This is a genomic window from Streptomyces aureus (genome assembly GCF_001418135.1).
Lineage (GTDB): Bacteria > Actinomycetota > Actinomycetes > Streptomycetales > Streptomycetaceae > Streptomyces > Streptomyces aureus_A.
In genome coordinates, this window is the sequence record NZ_LIPQ01000091.1 from 1 (window position 1) to 16,293 (window position 16,293).

A 16,293-nucleotide genomic window follows, 5' to 3' on the forward strand; every position below is an offset into this window, starting at 1 on the left:
CGGATCAGGCAGCGGCGTCTGGTGCCAGGGCTAGAACGGCGGAGGAGGGACCCGACGCCGAGCGTCGGCGACCGACGACACCGCGGCGAGGTGCGACACCAGACGCCGCTCCCTGATCCGGCTCGATCGACAAGACCCCCTGGTCGCCGCCCGACGGCCGGCCGGTGGCGATCTCCGGATCCACCTGGGCCGCGTCCCGGCCCGCCCGGTACGGTGATCGCGACAGCGCCCCGCGCCACCGAAGGGACCGAGTGATCGTGCCGACCGGAACCGCCGACGTACTCCTCCGGACGGAGGGCCGGGCCGGCTTCCTCACCCTGAACCGCCCCCGCGCCATCAACGCGCTCACCCACCCCATGGTCCTCGCCCTCGACGCGGCCCTGACCGCGTGGGAGCACGACCCGGCCGTCACGACCGTCGTCATCGAGGGCGCGGGCGAGCGCGGCCTCTGCGCCGGCGGCGACATCCGCGCCATCCACGACGACGCACGCGCAGGCGGCTCCGCCTCCGCGGCCTTCTGGCGCGACGAGTACCGGCTCAACGCCCGCATCGCCCGCTACCCGAAGCCGTACGTCGCCCTCATGGACGGCATCGTCATGGGCGGCGGCGTCGGCGTCTCCGCGCACGGCTCCGTCCGCGTCGTCACCGAGCGCTCCCGGGTCGCCATGCCGGAGACCGGCATCGGATTCGTCCCCGACGTCGGCGGTACGTACCTCCTCGGGCGCGCCCCCGGCGAGCTCGGCACCCATCTCGCCCTCACCGGCGGCCACGTCGGCGCCGCCGACGCGATCCTCACCGGCCTCGCCGACCACTTCGTCCCCTCCGCCGAACTGCCCGGCCTGGTCCGGGACCTGACCCGGCTTCCGGCCGAGGAGGCCGTCGCCCGGCACACCGCCACGGCCCCGCCCGGTGTCCTCGCCGAGCAGCGGGAGTGGATCGACGCCTGCTACCCGGCCGAGACCGTCGAGACCGTCGTGGAGCGCCTCTTCGACGCCGGCGTGCCCGCCGCCAAGGAGGCGGCCACCACTCTGCTCGCGAAGTCCCCGACCGCCCTCAAGGCGACCCTTGCCACCCTGCGCCGCTCGCGGGCCCTCGCGACCCTCGAAGAGGTCCTGGACCTGGAGTTCCGAGTCTCCTGCGCCGCCCTGACCACCCCCGACCTCGTCGAGGGCATCCGCGCCCAGGTCGTCGACAAGGACCGGAACCCGCGCTGGACCCCGGCCACGCTCCCCGAGGTCACGGACGAGTCCGTCGCCCGCTCCTTCGCCGTACCGGCCGACGGCGACCTCGGCCTCGCCGCCGCCCGGCGGGACGGGGCGAACCGGCGGGCCGCCGGGCAGGGCATCGGGCAGGCCGCCCACGACGGGCCCGGCCCGCGGCCGACCGCCGGGGACCGGGAACCACGGGACCGCGCGTGATCGCGAACGCCACCACCTCCTTCCAGCCCGTCCTCGACCGCATCGCCGAGGAGATCGCCGAACTCACCGACCGGGGCGCCCCGGCCGACTACATCCCGGCGCTCGCCGTCGGCGACCCCACCGACTTCGGCATGGCCGTGGCGGAACTCGACGGCACGGTCTACGGGGTGGGGGACTGGCGGCGGCCCTTCTCCACCCAGTCCGTCACCAAGGTCTTCACCCTCGCGCTCGCCCTCGCCGGAGAGGGCGACGCGCTCTGGGCCCATGTCGGCCGGGAACCCTCCGGCGACCCGTTCAACTCCCTGGTCCAGCTGGAGTACGAGAACGGCATCCCGCGCAACCCGTTCATCAACGCCGGCGCCCTCGTCGTCACCGACCGCCTGCACCGGCTGACCGGCGACGCCTCGGGCAGCCTGCTCGGCTTCCTGCGCGCCGAGAGCGGCAACCCGGACCTGGCCTTCGACACCGACGTGGCCGCGTCGGAAGCCGCCCACGGCGACCGCAACGCGGCCCTCGCCCACTTCATGGCCTCCTACGGCAACATCACGGGGCCGGTGCCCGACCTGCTCCGCGAGTACTTCCGCCAGTGCTCCCTCGAAGCGTCCTGCGCCGACCTCGCCCTCGCCACCGGCTTCCTGGCCCGCCACGGCCTGCGCGCCGACGGCTCACGGCTGCTGACCCGCAGCCAGGCCAAGCAGGTCAACGCCGTCATGCTGACCTGCGGTACGTACGACGCGGCCGGTGACTTCGCCTACCGGGTGGGTCTCCCGGGCAAGAGCGGCGTCGGCGGAGCGGTCGTCGCCGTCGTGCCGGGCCGCTGCACCCTCTGCGTCTGGAGCCCGGGTCTCGACGACCGGGGCAACTCGGTCGCCGGCGTGACCGCCCTCGACCGCTTCACGACCATCACGGGCCTGTCGGTCTTCTGACCCGCGTGGTCTTCCGACCGTGCGCCCGACGGGGCAGGGGCATGGCGTCGGAGGGCGGGGGCATGCCGTCCGACGGGGTGGGCATGCTGCCGGGGTGGCCGACCGCCCGGACCGAGGAGACCCTCATGACCGTCCCCACCCGCATCCGCACCTCCGCGAAGGCCGTCGTCCTCCACGAGGGGTCCGTCCTGCTCACCCGGAACCTCTGGAACGGCAGAGAGGTCCACTTCCTCCCCGGCGGAGGACAGGAGACCGGCGAGCTGCTGCCCGACGCGCTCCGCCGCGAGGTGCGCGAGGAGACCGGGCTGACCGTGCGCGTCGGCCCGCTGCTCTGGGTCCTGGAGGGCTGGACGGAGGACCCCGGTGGCCTCACGTCGGAGAACTTCCACCGGGTCGAAGTCGTCTTCCTCTGCACCGTGGAGGGCAGCGCCGAACTCCTCGGCGGAACCGAGCAGGACATCGACCAGATCGGCCTCGACTGGGTCCCGCTGGAGAAGATCACCTCCCTCGCGACCCTGTCGCCCCGCTACCGCGCGCACATGGCCCCCCTGGTCTCCGGCGCCGTCCCCCGCGCCGCGTACCTGGAGCGCACCCCCTAGGGGGTTTCCGGCCTGCGTGCCTCGATCAGGGTCCGCGCGGAGTGGGCCACGAACGGGCCCTCCGCGCGGATCAGCGCGTCGAGCGCGCGCAGCCGCGGCAGGTACGACTCCACCGTGAACCCCGGCACGATCCAGACGACCTTGCGCAGGAACCACACGACGGCGCCGATGTCGTGGAACTTCATCCGCAGCCGCTCGGAGCGGAGATCGACGATCTCGAGACCGGCGCCGCGCGCCGCCGCGCTCTCGTCGTCGGGATGCCGGTGCCGGGCTGCCTCCGGCTGCGGGCCCAGGAAGAACTCGACCAGTTCCCAGACGCTCGCGGGACCGACGTGCTGGGCGAGATAGGTGCCGCCCGGCCGCAGGACGCGGGCGATCTCCGCCCACCACACCGTGGCGGGGTGGCGGCTGGTGACGAGATCGAACGCGGCGTCGGCGAAGGGCAGCGGAGGCTCGTCGGGATCCGCGACGACGACGGCTCCCCTCGGGTGCAGGAGCGCCGTGGCCCGCGCGAGGTTCGGGGGCCACGACTCGGTGGCCACCATCGTCCGCGGCAGGGTCCGCACACCGGCGAGGACCTCCCCGCCGCCCGTCTGGACGTCGAGGGCGGCCGAGGCGAGGGCGAGCCGGTCGCCGAGCATCCGGTGGTAGCCCCAGGAGGGCCGCTGCTCCGTCGCCCGCCCGTCGAGCCACGAGAAGTCCCAGCCGTCGACGGACGCCCCGGCGGCCTCCGCGACGAGTTCTTCGAAGGTGGGTGTCATCCCTTCATCATCTCCCGTCACCCGGCCCGGGCGGGGTCACGGGCCCGGCGGTCGCCCGGCTCGGGGCGGGGTCACGGGCTCGGCGGTCGCCCGGCCGCCGACGCCGGTACCCCCCGGTCCGCGTCCCACCCGTCCACCACGCCCGGGAGCTCGACACGGGACCGGATCCCCAGCCGCGCGAAGACGCCCCGGAGATGGTGGTCCACGGTGCGGGGGCTGAGGGAGAGGTGGTCGGCGACCTCCTGGTTGGTGGCGCCGCGCGCGACGAGGCGGACGATGCGCTGCTGCTGCGGGGTCAGCTCGCGCAGCGCCGCCGGGTCCGTCGTCCCGCCCGAGGTCCCTCCCGTGGCCCGGAGTTCGGAGCGCGCGTGCTCGGCCCAGCCCTCGGCGGCGGCCCGCTCGAAGGTCACCAGTGCGTCGCGCAGCGGACCGCGCGCGTCCCCCGGCCGTCGCCGTCGCCTCAGCCACGTGCCGTAGGCGAGGAGGGTGCGGGCCCGCTCGAAGTCGTTCCCGCAGCTGTCGTGGCGGCGCACCGCCTCACGGAACCAGTAGGCCGACGCCTCGCCCTCCGCGAGCAGGGCCCGGCAGCGTGCCAACTGGGCCTGGGCGGGACCGTCGACGCCCAGCGCCGCCCAGGCCGCGTACTCCTCTGCCGCGTCCCGGGCCTCCGCGTCCCGGCCGGCCGTGACCGCGGTCTCCACGAAGCAGGGGACCACCAGCATGCGCAGCGCGAAATGACCGCCCCGAGGGCCCGGCCGGACCAACGGCAGGAGCCGCGCGGCCGCCTGGGCGGCGAGACCCCGGCCCAGCTCGGCCCGCGCCAGAGCCCACTCGGCGAGCGTCGCGGCCTGCACGAGCCCGTGCGGTCCCGCCGTCGCCAGCGCGCGCCCGGCGTGCTCCGTCACCGCGGTCCCGTCGCCCTCCACCGATGCCACCAGGGCCAGTACGGCGTGCTGGTGGGCCGCCACGTTGTGCTGGCCCGTCGCCTCCGCCGTCCGCAGTCCCTCCCGCGCCGCTCGTGCCGCCCGGCTGTACCGGCCGGCCCGCAGTTCGGCGTACGCGAGCTGTTCGAGCGCGTGGGGCAGCAGGGCCGTACGGTGCTCCGCCCGAGCCCGGACCAGCGCACGGGCATGGATCCTGGCCGCCGCCGCGGTGTCGCCGAGGACGAGCGCGGCCGCCCCGGCCCGAAGGAGCAACCGGGGATCGTCCGCGCAACCGTCCCCCGCGACCACCCGCGCCAGTGCCGTACGAGCGTCGTCCAGCCGTACGGTCAACGCGGCGCTCAGCCCGTCGGCGAAGTCCCGCTCCAGGCCACCCACGTCCTCACCACCGTCCAGGGCGGCCAGGCACGCCTCCACGTCGCCGCCCGCCCACGCCGCCTCCATCGCCAGGAACCGTGCGTCGGACGCCTCCACCGGCGCCCTCTCCCGCAGCAGCTCCGCCGCCTGGAGCAGCGCCTCGTGGGCGTACATGACCGGGCCGCCGGCCAGCGCCGCAAGCCCCCGGACCAGCTGCGCACGGCCCAGGGCGACCGGTGAGAGCGCGCGCACGGCGGCGGACGGCCCCAGCCGGTCGGCCCGATGCCCCTCACCCCGCGCGAGCGCCGCACCGGCAGCCGGGCGGTCCGCGGGGCGGTCCGCCGAGGGCGCCGCGCCCGTGGCCGGACCGTCCACCGAGAGCACCTCGGCGGCGCCCCCGGACGGCCGGGGGCCCCGGGTCTCCCCCCGCCAGGACTGCCGGGCCGAGGCGAGCGCGGCGCGCCCGAGGAAAGGGTCCTCGAAGCCGACCGTCCCGCCCCTGCGGCGGCGCAGCAGCCCGTCCGCGACAAGCCCCTCCAGCGGCTCGGCCGGGGCACGCGCCCCTCGCGCCCCGGCGGGCACCGACCCGCCGTCGCCACCGCCACCGGCCCCGTACGCCACCGTGCTGGCACCGTCGGCCCCGGCGCGGCCCGCCAGGGCCACCACGGCGACCGTGGCGAGCAGACGGCGGGACGCCGCGGGGAGGCGCTCCAGGAGTCCTCCGTACACCTCGGCGAGGACCGTGTCGTCGACCGCCGGCCGCGGCAGGGGCAGGGCGCCCGCGAGCTGAGGCGCGGTCAGGCGCCGTACCGCCGCGGCCAGGACGCCGGGATGCCCGGCCGCCTCGTCGAGCAACCGCTCCCCGACCGGCGGCGCCGGGGCGACCACCGGGCACAGGTCACCGAGCAGCGCCCGCGCCCCGGACGTGGTCAGCCTGCCCAGCCGCACCGTCTCCGCCCCCGGGACCTCGGGGAACCGGTGATGGCGCGCGGCCGAGACCAGCCACCCCACCCGGCCCGGACGGCCGTGCCCCCGGCCGCCGGCCTCCTGCCAGGCCGCGGCGAGCGCGGCCCGTGAATGCGCGTCCCAGAGATGGAGGTCGTCCACACAGATCAGTACGGCTTCCCCCTCGGTGGCGAGGCCGGCCACGGCCCGGGCGAGCCCGCCCTCGCTCCGCGCGAGCCGCAGGGCCCGGCGCCCGGCCGCAGGGGTGGCGGCGAGCTCCGTGAACAGCGCCCGCGCCGCGCTCCACGGGCCCCGGTGGTGGGGCGCGGCGACGCGGTACGCCGTACCGGGAAAGTCGTACGCGGCCCGGCGGAGGAGGGCGGTCCGCCCCTCGCCGGGGTTGCCCGTGACGAACAGGACTCCGCCGCGTCCGGCCGCGGCACGGGCCGACAGGCGGGCCACGGCGGCGAGTTCGGCCGTACGGTCGTAGAGCCGCGGGCCGTCGGCGGGGTGCGTCGCTCCGCTCACGGCGGTCACGTTACCGACCCGTAGGGATCGGCGGAAGGTTCCCGGGTCTGGGCAGTGGCCCAGACCCGGGAACCGGGCTCTGTGACGGTGCACAGAGCGTCAGGAACCGAGCGGGCAGGTGCCCCGGTACTCGTCGATCGTCAGACTCGGCCGCGGCAGCGGGCACAGGAACTGGTCGTAGCGGGTGTCGTCGTCGATGAAACGCTTGAGCCAGGAGAGGCTGTACTTGGCGATCGTCGTGTTCGACGAGTTCGGCGTGAAGTGCGTGGCGCCGTTGAGCTCCAGGTACGCCTTGTCGAGGGAGCCGGGCAGGCTCTCGTAGAACGGCTCGGAGTGGGTGGCGACGGGGGCGATCGTGTCGCCGTCCGCGCCGATGACGAGCGTGGGCGTGGTGATCTCGGGCCAGGTCTTGTCCGTGTTCCACGCGGTGAGGGGAACGGCGGCCTTGAGCGACGGACGGCTCTTGGCCGCTTCGAGCGAGCCGCCGCCGCCCATCGAATGCCCCATCACACCGAGCCGGCTCGCGTCGACGCGGCCCCGCACCGCACTCCGCTGGGTCAGGTAGTCGAGTGCCGCGAGGAGTTGCCGCCCACGGCTGTCGGGCTGGTCGACCGTGGTCAGGGTGTCGATGGTGAACACCACGAAGCCCTGCGAGGCCAGCCTCGGCCCGAGCCAGGCCACCGAGGACTGGTAGGCCGTGAACCCCGGCGAGATCACCACCGCGCCGAAGGTGCCGTCGCTCGTGGACGTCGGGTAGTAGATCGTTCCGCCGCCGAAGCCGCTGACGGCGAGCGAGGAGACGGAGGTCTCCCCGACGGAGTACGAGCCGCGCAGCGCCTCGATGCTCGACTGGGTGGGCGCCGGACCGCGCTCGTACGGATTGGCCGCGGCCGTGGCCGAAGTCGCGGGAGCGGAGCCGGCGGCCTGGGCGCCGGGGGCGAGCAGCAGGGTCAGACAGGCGGCGGCCATGGCCGCGCCGAGGTGTCGTGTCACGACGGAGTCGTCCTCTCGTGTCGTGGGGTGGCCGCCGCCCGAGCGTCCGGGCGGCGGCCACGCCGTGATCTGGCCCGGCCACTGTCCGGTCGGCGCGCCCCACGGACATCGGCAGAATCGCCGGTCTTCTCCGAGAGGTACGACTGGAATCAGTCGAGGCAGAACTCGTTGCCCTCGATGTCCTGCATCGTGATGCACGACTCGTTGACGCCGTCGGCGCGCTGCGTCAGCACGTGTTTCGCGCCGAGCGCCATCAGCCGTGCGCATTCGGCCTCGAGTGTGGCCAGGCGCTCGTCACCCACGAGCCCTGCGCCGACCCGCACATCGAGATGCACCCGGTTCTTGACGACCTTGCCTTCGGGAACTCGCTGGAAGAGCAGGCGCGGGCCCACACCCGAGGGATCGGCGCACGCGAAGTAGACCTCGTCCTCAGGCGGCAGCGAGTGGTGGTACTCCTCCCACGTGGCGAAGCCCTCCGGGACCGCCGGTACGACGTACCCCAGCACCTCGCACCAGAAGGCGGCGAGGCGCGCAGGCTCCGCGCAGTCGAAGGTGACTTGGAACTGCTTGATCGTTGACATCGGCGCACGATAACAGGGGCCCTGCTCATCTCCCCGGGCGAGTGCATCCACGCGTCGCCGGGAGGACGGCTCCTGCCATCCGCTGCCGTGTCGTGCGGTCGCAGGGGGGAACCGAGGTCGGCGCCCCGCCCTGATCCGGCCCGATCGACAAGAGACCCCCTAGGCCCGGCGTCCCAGCCGGACCGTGACCGTCTTCGGCCGCTGGTACTCCTGGAGTGCCAGCGTGCTCAGGTCGGTGCCGTGGCCGGAGGCGCCGCGGCCGCCGTGGGGCAGTTCCGCCGTCTGGACGAGGTGGCAGTTGACCCAGGTCTCGCCCGCGTCCAGGGCGGCCGTCAGTTCCAGGCCGGTCGTCAGGTCGGTGGTCCACACGCTCGCGGCGAGGGCCTGCGGGACGCCGTTCGCCAGGGCGAGCGCGGCCTCCATCCCGTCGGCCCGCTGCACGGTGAGGAGCGGGCCGAACACCTCCTCGGTGACCGCCGGGTCGTCGTCGGGGAGGTCGGCGAGCACCCGCGCCGGCCGCCAGTGTCCCGCCTCCTCGCCCGGCGCCGGGGCGATGTCCGCGACGATGTTCCGCTTGGCGTCGGACGCGGCGACCAGCCGGTCGTAACGCTCCGCCTGCTCACGGTTGTTGAGCGGGCCGAAGTCCCGCCCGGCCACCCGGGCGGCCATCGCCGCCGTCAGCCCGGCGACGGCGTCCTCGTAGTTCTCCGGCAGGGTGATGACCCGCGCCGGAGCGGCGCAGCTCTGCCCCGCGTTGTAGGTGACGGCGTCGGCGAGCGATTCCCAGGTGTCGGCGGGCGCGTCCGGGAGGACGATCGCCGGAGCGTTGCCGCCCAGCTCCAGACTCACCCGCCGCGTCCCCGCGCGGACCGCCACGTCCGCCCCGGCCCGGCCGCTGCCCGTGAACGCCACCATGTCCACCGCCGACTCGACGAGCAGCCGACCCGTCTCCCGGTCGCCGGGGAGATGCACGAGGACCCCCGGGCCCAGGGCGATCGCGGCGTGCTCCGTGAGGAGCTCCAGGCTGTCCGGGGTCGTCTCGGCCGGCTTCGCCACCACCGTGTTCCCCGCCGCCAGGGCAGGCGCGCACCGCCATGCCGCCATGAGCAGCGGATAGTTCCACGGCACGACCACACCCACCACACCGACCGGCTCCCAGCGCACCCAGCTCTCGTGGCCCGCCACCAGCAGGCCCGCGGCCGGTGCCGTACGGGTCCTGGCCGCCGTCGCGAAGAACCGGAACAGGTCCGCGACCTGCTCGATCTCGCCTGCCGTCTCCGCCTCCGGCTTGCCCGTCCCGGCCCTCTCACGGGCCGCGTACTCCGCCGCGTGCTCCTCGACAAGACCCGCGAGCCGGTCGAGTCGCCGGCCCCGCTCCTTGGGTGTGAGCGCACTCCAGCCGGGCAGGGCGGCACGCGCGCCCGCCACGGCGGCCCGGACCCCGGGCAGCCGTGACAGCACCGCCGTACCCCGCGGCGCCCCGGTACGGGGGTCGGTCAGTTCGGACACGGCGGGGGAGCCGGTTGCGTCGCTGGTCATGCGGGGGCCTCTCGTCCATCGTGGTGGGGCGGGTTCACACGTCGTACGACCTCAGCCAGAGCTCCAGGGTGAGCACCAGCCACAACTTGCCGCCCTGCCGGGGCAGCAGAGCACCCTCGCCGCGCAGCCAGGCCCGGACCGTCTCAGGCCGGAACAGACCCCGCTGGAGGGACCTGGGCCCGAGGAGGAGGTCCTGGCCGAGGTCGCGGAGCGGGCCCGTCAGCCACTGCTGGACCGGTACCCGCATCCCGCTCTTGGGCCGGTCGACCACCGTGCCCGGGAGCAGGTCCCGTACCGCCTCCTTGAGGATCCACTTCTCCGCAGTGCCACGGAGCTTGAAGGCCGGCGGGGTGGCGAAGGCGTGGTCGACGACCGACCGGTCGAAGAGCGGGGAACGGCCCTCCACCCCCTGCGAGGACGTCAGCCGCTCCACCTTGGTGAGGATGTGATGAGCGCCCTTGGTCCGCAGGTTGCAGTGGAGCAGCTGGTTGAGGAGGTGTCCCATCCGGTACGGGCTGCCGCCCTCGGCCGTCAGATACGGCGCCACGTGCCGCTCCAGGGGCGGGGCGTCCCGCAGGGCGTCGAGCGCCGGCGCCGTCAGCAGTTCCGGCAGGTCCGTCCAGCACTTGCGGTACGAGCGCAGATACGCCGTCGCCCGGTCCTCGTCCCAGGGCGCGCCCGGGGTCCGGTGCATCTCCTGGACCAGCATCGGCAGGTTCTTCGGCCCGCCGAAGACGGGGTCCCCGCCCTCGCCGTTGAGGACCACGGATGCGCCGTCCGCGGCCACGGCCTCGGCGAGCATCAGGTTCGGCACGGTCAGCGGATCGCCGACGGGGCTGTCGAGCAGGGCGGCCGCCTCGGCGAGCCGGGAGGCCACCGCCGCGCCCGAGACGTTCAGCACCCGGTGGCGGGTGTGGCAGTGCGCGGCCACCAGACCCGAGTAGCCCAGCTCGTTCGGCAGGTCGTCGCCGAAGCTGATCGAGTAGGTGTGCACCGGGTGACCGTGGAGCTTCGCCGCGAGGGCCGTGACCAGGGAGCTGTCGATCCCGCCGGACAGGAGCACGGCGGCCGGCTCGGCGACGGGCAGCCTGCTCGCCGTCGCCCGCTCCAACAGGTGCCGCAGCGCCAGGACATGGGCGCTCGGATCCTCCGGCGGGGGTCCCTCGATCCGCTCACGGGGCTCCCAGTGCACGGTCTCGGTGGACGTCCCGTCCCGGTGCAGCCGGAGCACCCGGCCGGGCAGCACCTCCCGTACACCGGTCAGCAGGGTCTCCTCGCCGGGCAGATAGGCGAAGGTGAGGAAGGACCGGACCGCGGACAGGTTCATCGAGGTGCCGAGCGCGGGCCACCGGCGCAGCGCGCGCAGGGAGGTGGAAGCCGCCCAGGCGGCGTCGGCCCGCGCGTAGAACAGGGTGCGGGCGCCGACGTGGTCGCGGATCAGGACCAGGTCGGGGCCGTCGAGCACGGCGAGCACGAACATTCCCTCGGCCAGGGCCACCCCCGCGTCCCCGAGCGACGCCCAGCAGCGCAACAGCAGTTCGCCGTCCGGGCAGTCTGACGGCGGGGGATCGGCCCGCTCCGCGAGCGCGGCGAGGAGTGCCGGGCGGTTGTGCAGGGTGACCTCTCCGACGGCCGTCCGCCCGTACGCGGTGAACGGGCCCTCGGCGCGGCCGTGTTCACCGGGGAGCAGGGACAGCTCGGCGCCGGGCACCTCGGCCGGGGCATGGCCGGGGCCGAGGGCGCCCATCGCGTCCAGATGGGCGCGGGCCTGCCCGGTGGTGGCGGCCAGACAGGCGCACAGACGTGCCACGAACTGCTCCTTCTCCTGGTGTTACCGGTCGTGCTGTGATGCGGGCCGCGCCGGACGTGAGGTCATGCGGGTGGCGCCGGTCGTGGGGTGATACGGGTGACGCAGGTCGCGAGGCCGGCGCCATGGGTGCCGGGGCGCGGGCGGCGCCGTGGTGCGGATCAGCCGAAGTCGTCGTCGTTCCAGGCGTCCCCGTCGCCGTCCCAGTTCGCGTCCCAGTCGTTCCCGTCCCCGGACCCGTCGGTCCCGTCCGACCCGTCGTCGGCGGAGGCCGCGCCACCGCTGTCGCCGCCCGCGCCTCCGCCGGACTGCTGTGCCTGCGCCTGCTGGCGCAGCGCCTCCTCCTGCTCGGGGGACATGCTGAGCGGCGGCAGCTGGGCGGCGGTGATGGCGAGGGTCGCCACCCCGAGGCCCGCGAGCAGGACGCCCATCCGGCCGCCGAAGGAACTCCGGTTGACCAGGACCTTCTCGCCGCGCGCCCACAGGGTGCGGCCGTAGCCGATGTCCCGGGCGTAGGTGACGGTGCCGTCGGCGAGGCTGCGCTTGATGATGCGGTCGCCGAGCAGCTCGTCGGTTCCGGAGGCGCCGCGGTTGTCGTGCCAGTGCACGAGGAGTGGGTGGCCGGAGGCGCGACGGCGCCACTCCTCCAGGCCGTTCTCGTAGCGGCGGTGGACAGTGCCGTCGGCGAGCAGTTCGTCCGCGTAGCCGATCTCTTCGGGACGGTTCATGGTGTGCGTACCTCGGGTCGGTGGGAGGGAGCGCCGGGACGGGTCACGCGGCGGGCCAGGTCATGAAGCCGGTTCCGCGCAGTCCGCGCAAGCCGCTCCACAGGGAGTCGCGGGGCGGTCGTGGCCCCCGCGTCAGGCGCAGTACCGTGCGCAACAGCCGGTCCGGGGGCACGGCCGCCACCTCGGCGAACCGTCCGTCCGCCAGCCAGTCGGCCTCCCGTGGCCGCAGCGCGGCGGGCAGCGCGGCGAGACCGGTGGGACCCGGCGCGGGGCCGCGGCCGGTGGGCAGGCGCAGGGCGGCCGCGTGGCGGGGCACCAGACCGAGCGACACGACCCGCACTCCGGCCAATGGTCCCAGACCGGCCCGCACCAGGGCGGGGAACGCCAGCCCGGCCGGGCTCGCGTCGTGCAGCACGAACACGGTGGCGCATTCGGCCCGCTGGAGGGCGGCCGGCAGCCTCGGGTCGAGCGGCAGGGCGTCCACGGCGGCGAACACCGGACAGGCCGCCTCCAGATGGACGTGGTTGGCGAGCAGCATCCCGGCGATCGCACGGTCCTGGCACATCAGCAGCCGGGGCAGCCCGTAGTCGTAGAGGTCGGGCTCGTACGACTCCGACGGCCCGTACGACTCCGACATCTCGGGTGAACCGGACGGCCCGCGCGTCCGGGGCGGCCGCGCCGGCTCGGGCAGCGGCGGAAGCAGTCCCGGTACGGTCTCCCGGCCGCGCGCCTCCAGGGCGCGGGTGAACACGGGCAGTCGCAGCACCGGGGCGGGGGTGCCGGGGACCCGGCCCCTGAGGAGCGTCGAGCCGGGACTCAGGACGCGGCAGGTCTCGTAGTAGAGCTGGCGCTCGGTGAAGCGCAGCCCGCCGGGTGCTCCGGCGCGGGCCGCGGCCGCGGTGATCGCCCGGTCGACCACCCCGGCCGTCGTGCGGGCGGCGAACCCGGGCGTGGGGCGACCACCGGTGCGGGCGGCCCGACCGGCACTGGCGGCCCGGCTGACCCCGGCGGGCTCAGCGGCAGGCGGTCCGGTCCCGGCGGTCGGGCCGGTGCGCGGGGGCGGGAGGTGTCGCTGGCTCATCCGGCCGTGGTGCCTTTCGTACGGGACGGGCCGTCGGCCCGTGCCGGCGCCTCGGCCGGCCAGGTCAGGAAGCCGTCGGCGGAGCGGAGTTCGGCGGGGTGGGCGGACAGGGCCCGTTCCACGGCCGCCGTGACGACCGATTCCAGAAGGCGCGGCGGGACGGCGGCCAGCGGGCTCCAGCGGCCTCCGGCCAGCCACGCGGCGTCCTCCTCGGCCAGGCCCGCGACGGAACGGAGGTCCGACGCGTCCACCGTGGACGTGGTCGAGATCCGGTGCACGGCGTCCCGGCGCGTCCGGACCACCGAGACCGGGAGGCCGGCGTCCACCACGACCCGGCCGGGGTGGGCGAGGCGCAGCAGCGGGGCGAGCAGCACCCCCAGGGCGCTCGCGTCGTGGAGCACCACCACCGGGAGCCCGGCGGGCACGTCCGCCAGCGCCTCGTGCGCGGCGGCCGGTTCGGCCTCGACGAGTCGTGCCTTCAGCCTCGCGGGGACGGCGTTGACCCGGAGGAACACGGCGACCGCGGGATCGGTGCAGAGGATGACGGCCTCGCGGCGGCCGGAGACGGACTCACGGGGTGCGGGGGTGCCCGGGTCGTCGTTCACCACCCCCGCCGGCAGCCGTTTGTACGCGGTTCGCCAGGGACCGGTCATCGCCTGCCGGAACGCGGACTCCGAGGGGGTGATGCTCCACCAGGCCTTGCTGGCGGGCCTGTACCGCATGGACGACGCCACCACCACGACGACGACCGCGGCGGTGACGCCGATCGCGCCCGTCGCGCCCTGGACGAGATTGCCGACCACGAGGAGGAGAAGGGCGAGGGGCACGGCGACCAGCCACCGGACGCCGGGCCGGATTCCGCGCGCGGGCTTCGCGTCCCAGACGTGGGTGGACACCCGTGAGAGGTACCAGAGCTGGGTGAGGGTCACCTTCAGACGTCCGCCGTCGGTGGCGCGCTCGGCGATCCGCCGGATCCGCAGATCGTGCATGCCCCGGCCGTGGAGCTTCGGGTCGAGCGCGAACCGGCGCTCGCAGCGCGAGCACGTCTGCCCGGTCCGTTCCCTGGCCGCCAGCTGGGCGGCGCAGTGCGGGCAGATCACCGGCCACCCACCGGGTCCGGTCCCGCGGCCTCGGGCCAGGTGAGGAAACCAAGGTCCGCGGCGCGCCGCCGGTCGGGGTCGACCCCGCGTGACGCCTGCCCGGCGACCCGGTCGACGACCGCGAGCAGCCGGGCAGGGGGCAGCCCGACGAGCGGGAACCGCCAGCCCTGCCGGAGCCACTTCAGCTCCTCGGGGGTGAACGTCCCCAGCGCGGTGAGGACCCGCATGTCCGCCGGGCTCGGTTTCCGTCGCGGGTCCCGGTAGGGCACGGCCTGGGGCAGGGCACGTACGGTGCGCAGCGGCGGTCCCACGTCGACGACCGTCCGGTCCCGCAGGGCGTCCCGGAGGCCCCGTACGAGCAGTTCGCCGTCCGCGTCGGAGTCGTGGAGCACGAGCACCGGACCCTTCGACGGGACCGCCGCGGCCTCCGCGACGCTCCGCGCCACCGCGAGGCCGTGGCGGGCGGGCAGCCCGTCGGCGACGAGGAACGCGACGACGGCGCGGTCGGGGCAGACCAGCACCCCGGTCGTGCCGGCCGCACCCGCCGGGTCCGCCCTGCCGCCTCCGGACCCCGTGGTGTCGAGCACACCGGGCGGGAGCACCCCGTACACCGACCGCCAGGGGGAGAGCACCAGCGCGGGGAAGGCCTCCCGGACCACCGGCGGGATGCCCTTGCCCGCGCCCATGGCCCGGGCCGCGGTGACGCCCAGGCCGATGAGCAGGAGGGCGGCGGAGGCGATCAGCAGGACCGGTGCCTCGGCGACGAAGGCGATGACGGTGACGAAGCCGGCCGCCACGAACGCCCCGCCCATGCAGCCCTGCCCGAACTCGCTGTCCCGGAGGCGCTTGCGGGAGAGGGCGTACCAGAGCTGGTCGGGGACGATCTCGATCCGGCCCCCGTCGGTGAGCGCGGTGGTGATCCGGCGTACCCGGAGGTCGTTGAGACGGAGCGGGTTGGTCTTGGGGTCCAGTGCGTAGGGGCGATTGCAGTGGGTGCAGCGGTTGCCGGTGCGTTCCTTGCGGAGCAGGTTGCGTTCGCAGTGCGGACAGATCATCTGGGCACCTCCAGTGCGGCGGCCACCCGGCGCAGCCGGGCGGCGAGCCGCTCGCGGACCGTGGTGGCGGCGATGCCGTGGACCCGCTGGGCACGCTCGATGTCACGGAGCTCGGCCGCCAGGGTCCGGTAGTCCGTGAGGGGGTCGGCGGCCAGGGCGGTCCGGCCGCCGGCGGGGGAGCCGCCGGGGTCCCCGGCCCGCCGTTCGGCCTCGGCCGCGGTGATCGCGTAGTCCTCGTGGTCGATCCCGTATCCGGTGTTCGCGGCGATGATCGTCAGCGGGGTGTCGCCGCGGTTGGCGAAGGAGTGCGGCATCATCTCCGGGATCCGGATCAGCATGCCCGGTGCGAGCGGGACGTCGGTGACGCGCCCGCGGGCCTCGTCGTACAGCCCGCAGGCGGCATGACCGAGGCTGAGGACGAAGTGCTCACCGCCGTGCGCGTGCGGGGTGAAGGCGCTGCGCGGGCCCACGACCCCGAGTTTGACGGTGGCGTTCGACGGCCGCTCGGGCGAGGTCGCCGCGTCCCCGACCAGATAGTGGGCGAACTGCCCGTCGTCGATGAACCGCAGGAACTCCCGCTCGGGTCCTAGCTCCCGGCTGCCCTCCCGGTCGGCGAGCAGAATGCCGCCGTCGGGCCTCAGGTGGTACAGCTCCACTCCACCGGGCAGATCCCGCGGGACCCGGCCCGGTATGTCGTCCGGTATCCGGTCCTGCGCTCGTACCTGTCGTACGGGTCGTACCGCCATCGCGCCTCCCCCTGACGCCCGTTGTGCGTGCTCACGCACAACAACCGCATGGTAGATCGCTGTTCGGCAACAGCGGGAGTCCTCGGGACTGCTCTCGGGTAACTCGGAGGTGAACGCCGCTCCCTCCGTCGCCCTCCGTCGCCCTCCGCCTGACCCTCCGCCGTCCTCCCCCCCGTCACTCCCTCCGC

Annotated in this window: 14 protein-coding genes; 3 read left to right on the forward strand and 11 right to left on the reverse strand. The window is 75.0% G+C overall.

Going from position 1 to position 16,293, the window contains the following annotated elements; translation table 11 throughout:
* Positions 1–257 precede the first annotated feature (257 nt).
* From AOK00_RS09355 to AOK00_RS09365, 3 genes are all read left to right on the forward strand, one after another.
* Positions 258–1,418: an enoyl-CoA hydratase/isomerase family protein gene (locus tag AOK00_RS09355; RefSeq protein ID WP_437441403.1), complete on the forward strand. Its 1,161-nt coding sequence runs from the start codon at positions 258–260 to the stop codon at positions 1,416–1,418.
* Complete coding sequence (locus AOK00_RS09360) at positions 1,415–2,344, forward strand: glutaminase (RefSeq protein WP_055599844.1); 930 nt, start codon at positions 1,415–1,417, stop codon at positions 2,342–2,344. The genes AOK00_RS09355 and AOK00_RS09360 overlap by 4 nt, the downstream gene beginning before the upstream one ends.
* 125 nt (positions 2,345–2,469) lie before the next feature.
* On the forward strand, positions 2,470–2,943 hold the full coding sequence (locus AOK00_RS09365; RefSeq protein ID WP_159041718.1) for an NUDIX domain-containing protein: 474 nt from the start codon (positions 2,470–2,472) through the stop codon (positions 2,941–2,943).
* On the opposite strand, the gene AOK00_RS09370 is transcribed toward AOK00_RS09365, so the two are convergent.
* From AOK00_RS09370 to AOK00_RS09420, 11 genes are all read right to left on the reverse strand, one after another.
* The gene (locus AOK00_RS09370) at positions 2,940–3,704 is read right to left on the reverse strand and encodes a methyltransferase domain-containing protein (RefSeq protein ID WP_055599846.1); all 765 of its coding nucleotides are present in this window, start codon (positions 3,702–3,704) and stop codon (positions 2,940–2,942) included. The genes AOK00_RS09365 and AOK00_RS09370 overlap by 4 nt on opposite strands.
* A 71-nt stretch (positions 3,705–3,775) precedes the next feature.
* Positions 3,776–6,475 (reverse strand): helix-turn-helix transcriptional regulator, encoded by a 2,700-nt coding sequence (locus AOK00_RS09375; protein WP_063886574.1) that lies wholly within the window; start codon positions 6,473–6,475, stop codon positions 3,776–3,778.
* Positions 6,476–6,574: 99 nt separating this feature from the next.
* Complete coding sequence (gene bdeA, locus AOK00_RS09380; RefSeq protein WP_437441404.1) at positions 6,575–7,444, reverse strand: bis(hydroxyethyl) terephthalate hydrolase; 870 nt, start codon at positions 7,442–7,444, stop codon at positions 6,575–6,577.
* Positions 7,445–7,617: 173 nt separating this feature from the next.
* Positions 7,618–8,049, reverse strand: a complete 432-nt coding sequence (locus AOK00_RS09385) for a VOC family protein (RefSeq protein ID WP_055599849.1) — start codon at positions 8,047–8,049, stop codon at positions 7,618–7,620.
* A 159-nt stretch (positions 8,050–8,208) separates the two neighbouring features.
* Positions 8,209–9,588, reverse strand: a complete 1,380-nt coding sequence (locus tag AOK00_RS09390; RefSeq protein WP_055599850.1) for an aldehyde dehydrogenase family protein — start codon at positions 9,586–9,588, stop codon at positions 8,209–8,211.
* Between the two features lie 34 nt (positions 9,589–9,622).
* Entirely contained in the window at positions 9,623–11,398 is a 1,776-nt protein-coding gene (locus AOK00_RS09395; protein WP_055599851.1) for an asparagine synthetase B family protein, read from the reverse strand.
* Positions 11,399–11,556: 158 nt separating this feature from the next.
* The gene (locus AOK00_RS09400) at positions 11,557–12,123 is read right to left on the reverse strand and encodes a hypothetical protein (protein WP_055599852.1); all 567 of its coding nucleotides are present in this window, start codon (positions 12,121–12,123) and stop codon (positions 11,557–11,559) included.
* Positions 12,124–12,166: 43 nt separating this feature from the next.
* Entirely contained in the window at positions 12,167–13,204 is a 1,038-nt protein-coding gene (locus tag AOK00_RS09405; protein WP_107097349.1) for a hypothetical protein, read from the reverse strand.
* Positions 13,201–14,304 (reverse strand): hypothetical protein, encoded by a 1,104-nt coding sequence (locus tag AOK00_RS38200; RefSeq protein ID WP_055599854.1) that lies wholly within the window; start codon positions 14,302–14,304, stop codon positions 13,201–13,203. The genes AOK00_RS09405 and AOK00_RS38200 overlap by 4 nt, the downstream gene beginning before the upstream one ends.
* A complete protein-coding gene (locus AOK00_RS09415) occupies positions 14,301–15,359 on the reverse strand; it encodes a hypothetical protein (protein WP_055599855.1) in 1,059 nt (352 codons plus the stop codon). The genes AOK00_RS38200 and AOK00_RS09415 overlap by 4 nt, the downstream gene beginning before the upstream one ends.
* Complete coding sequence (locus AOK00_RS09420; RefSeq protein ID WP_055599856.1) at positions 15,356–16,105, reverse strand: cupin domain-containing protein; 750 nt, start codon at positions 16,103–16,105, stop codon at positions 15,356–15,358. The genes AOK00_RS09415 and AOK00_RS09420 overlap by 4 nt, the downstream gene beginning before the upstream one ends.
* Between the last annotated feature and the right edge of the window lie 188 nt (positions 16,106–16,293).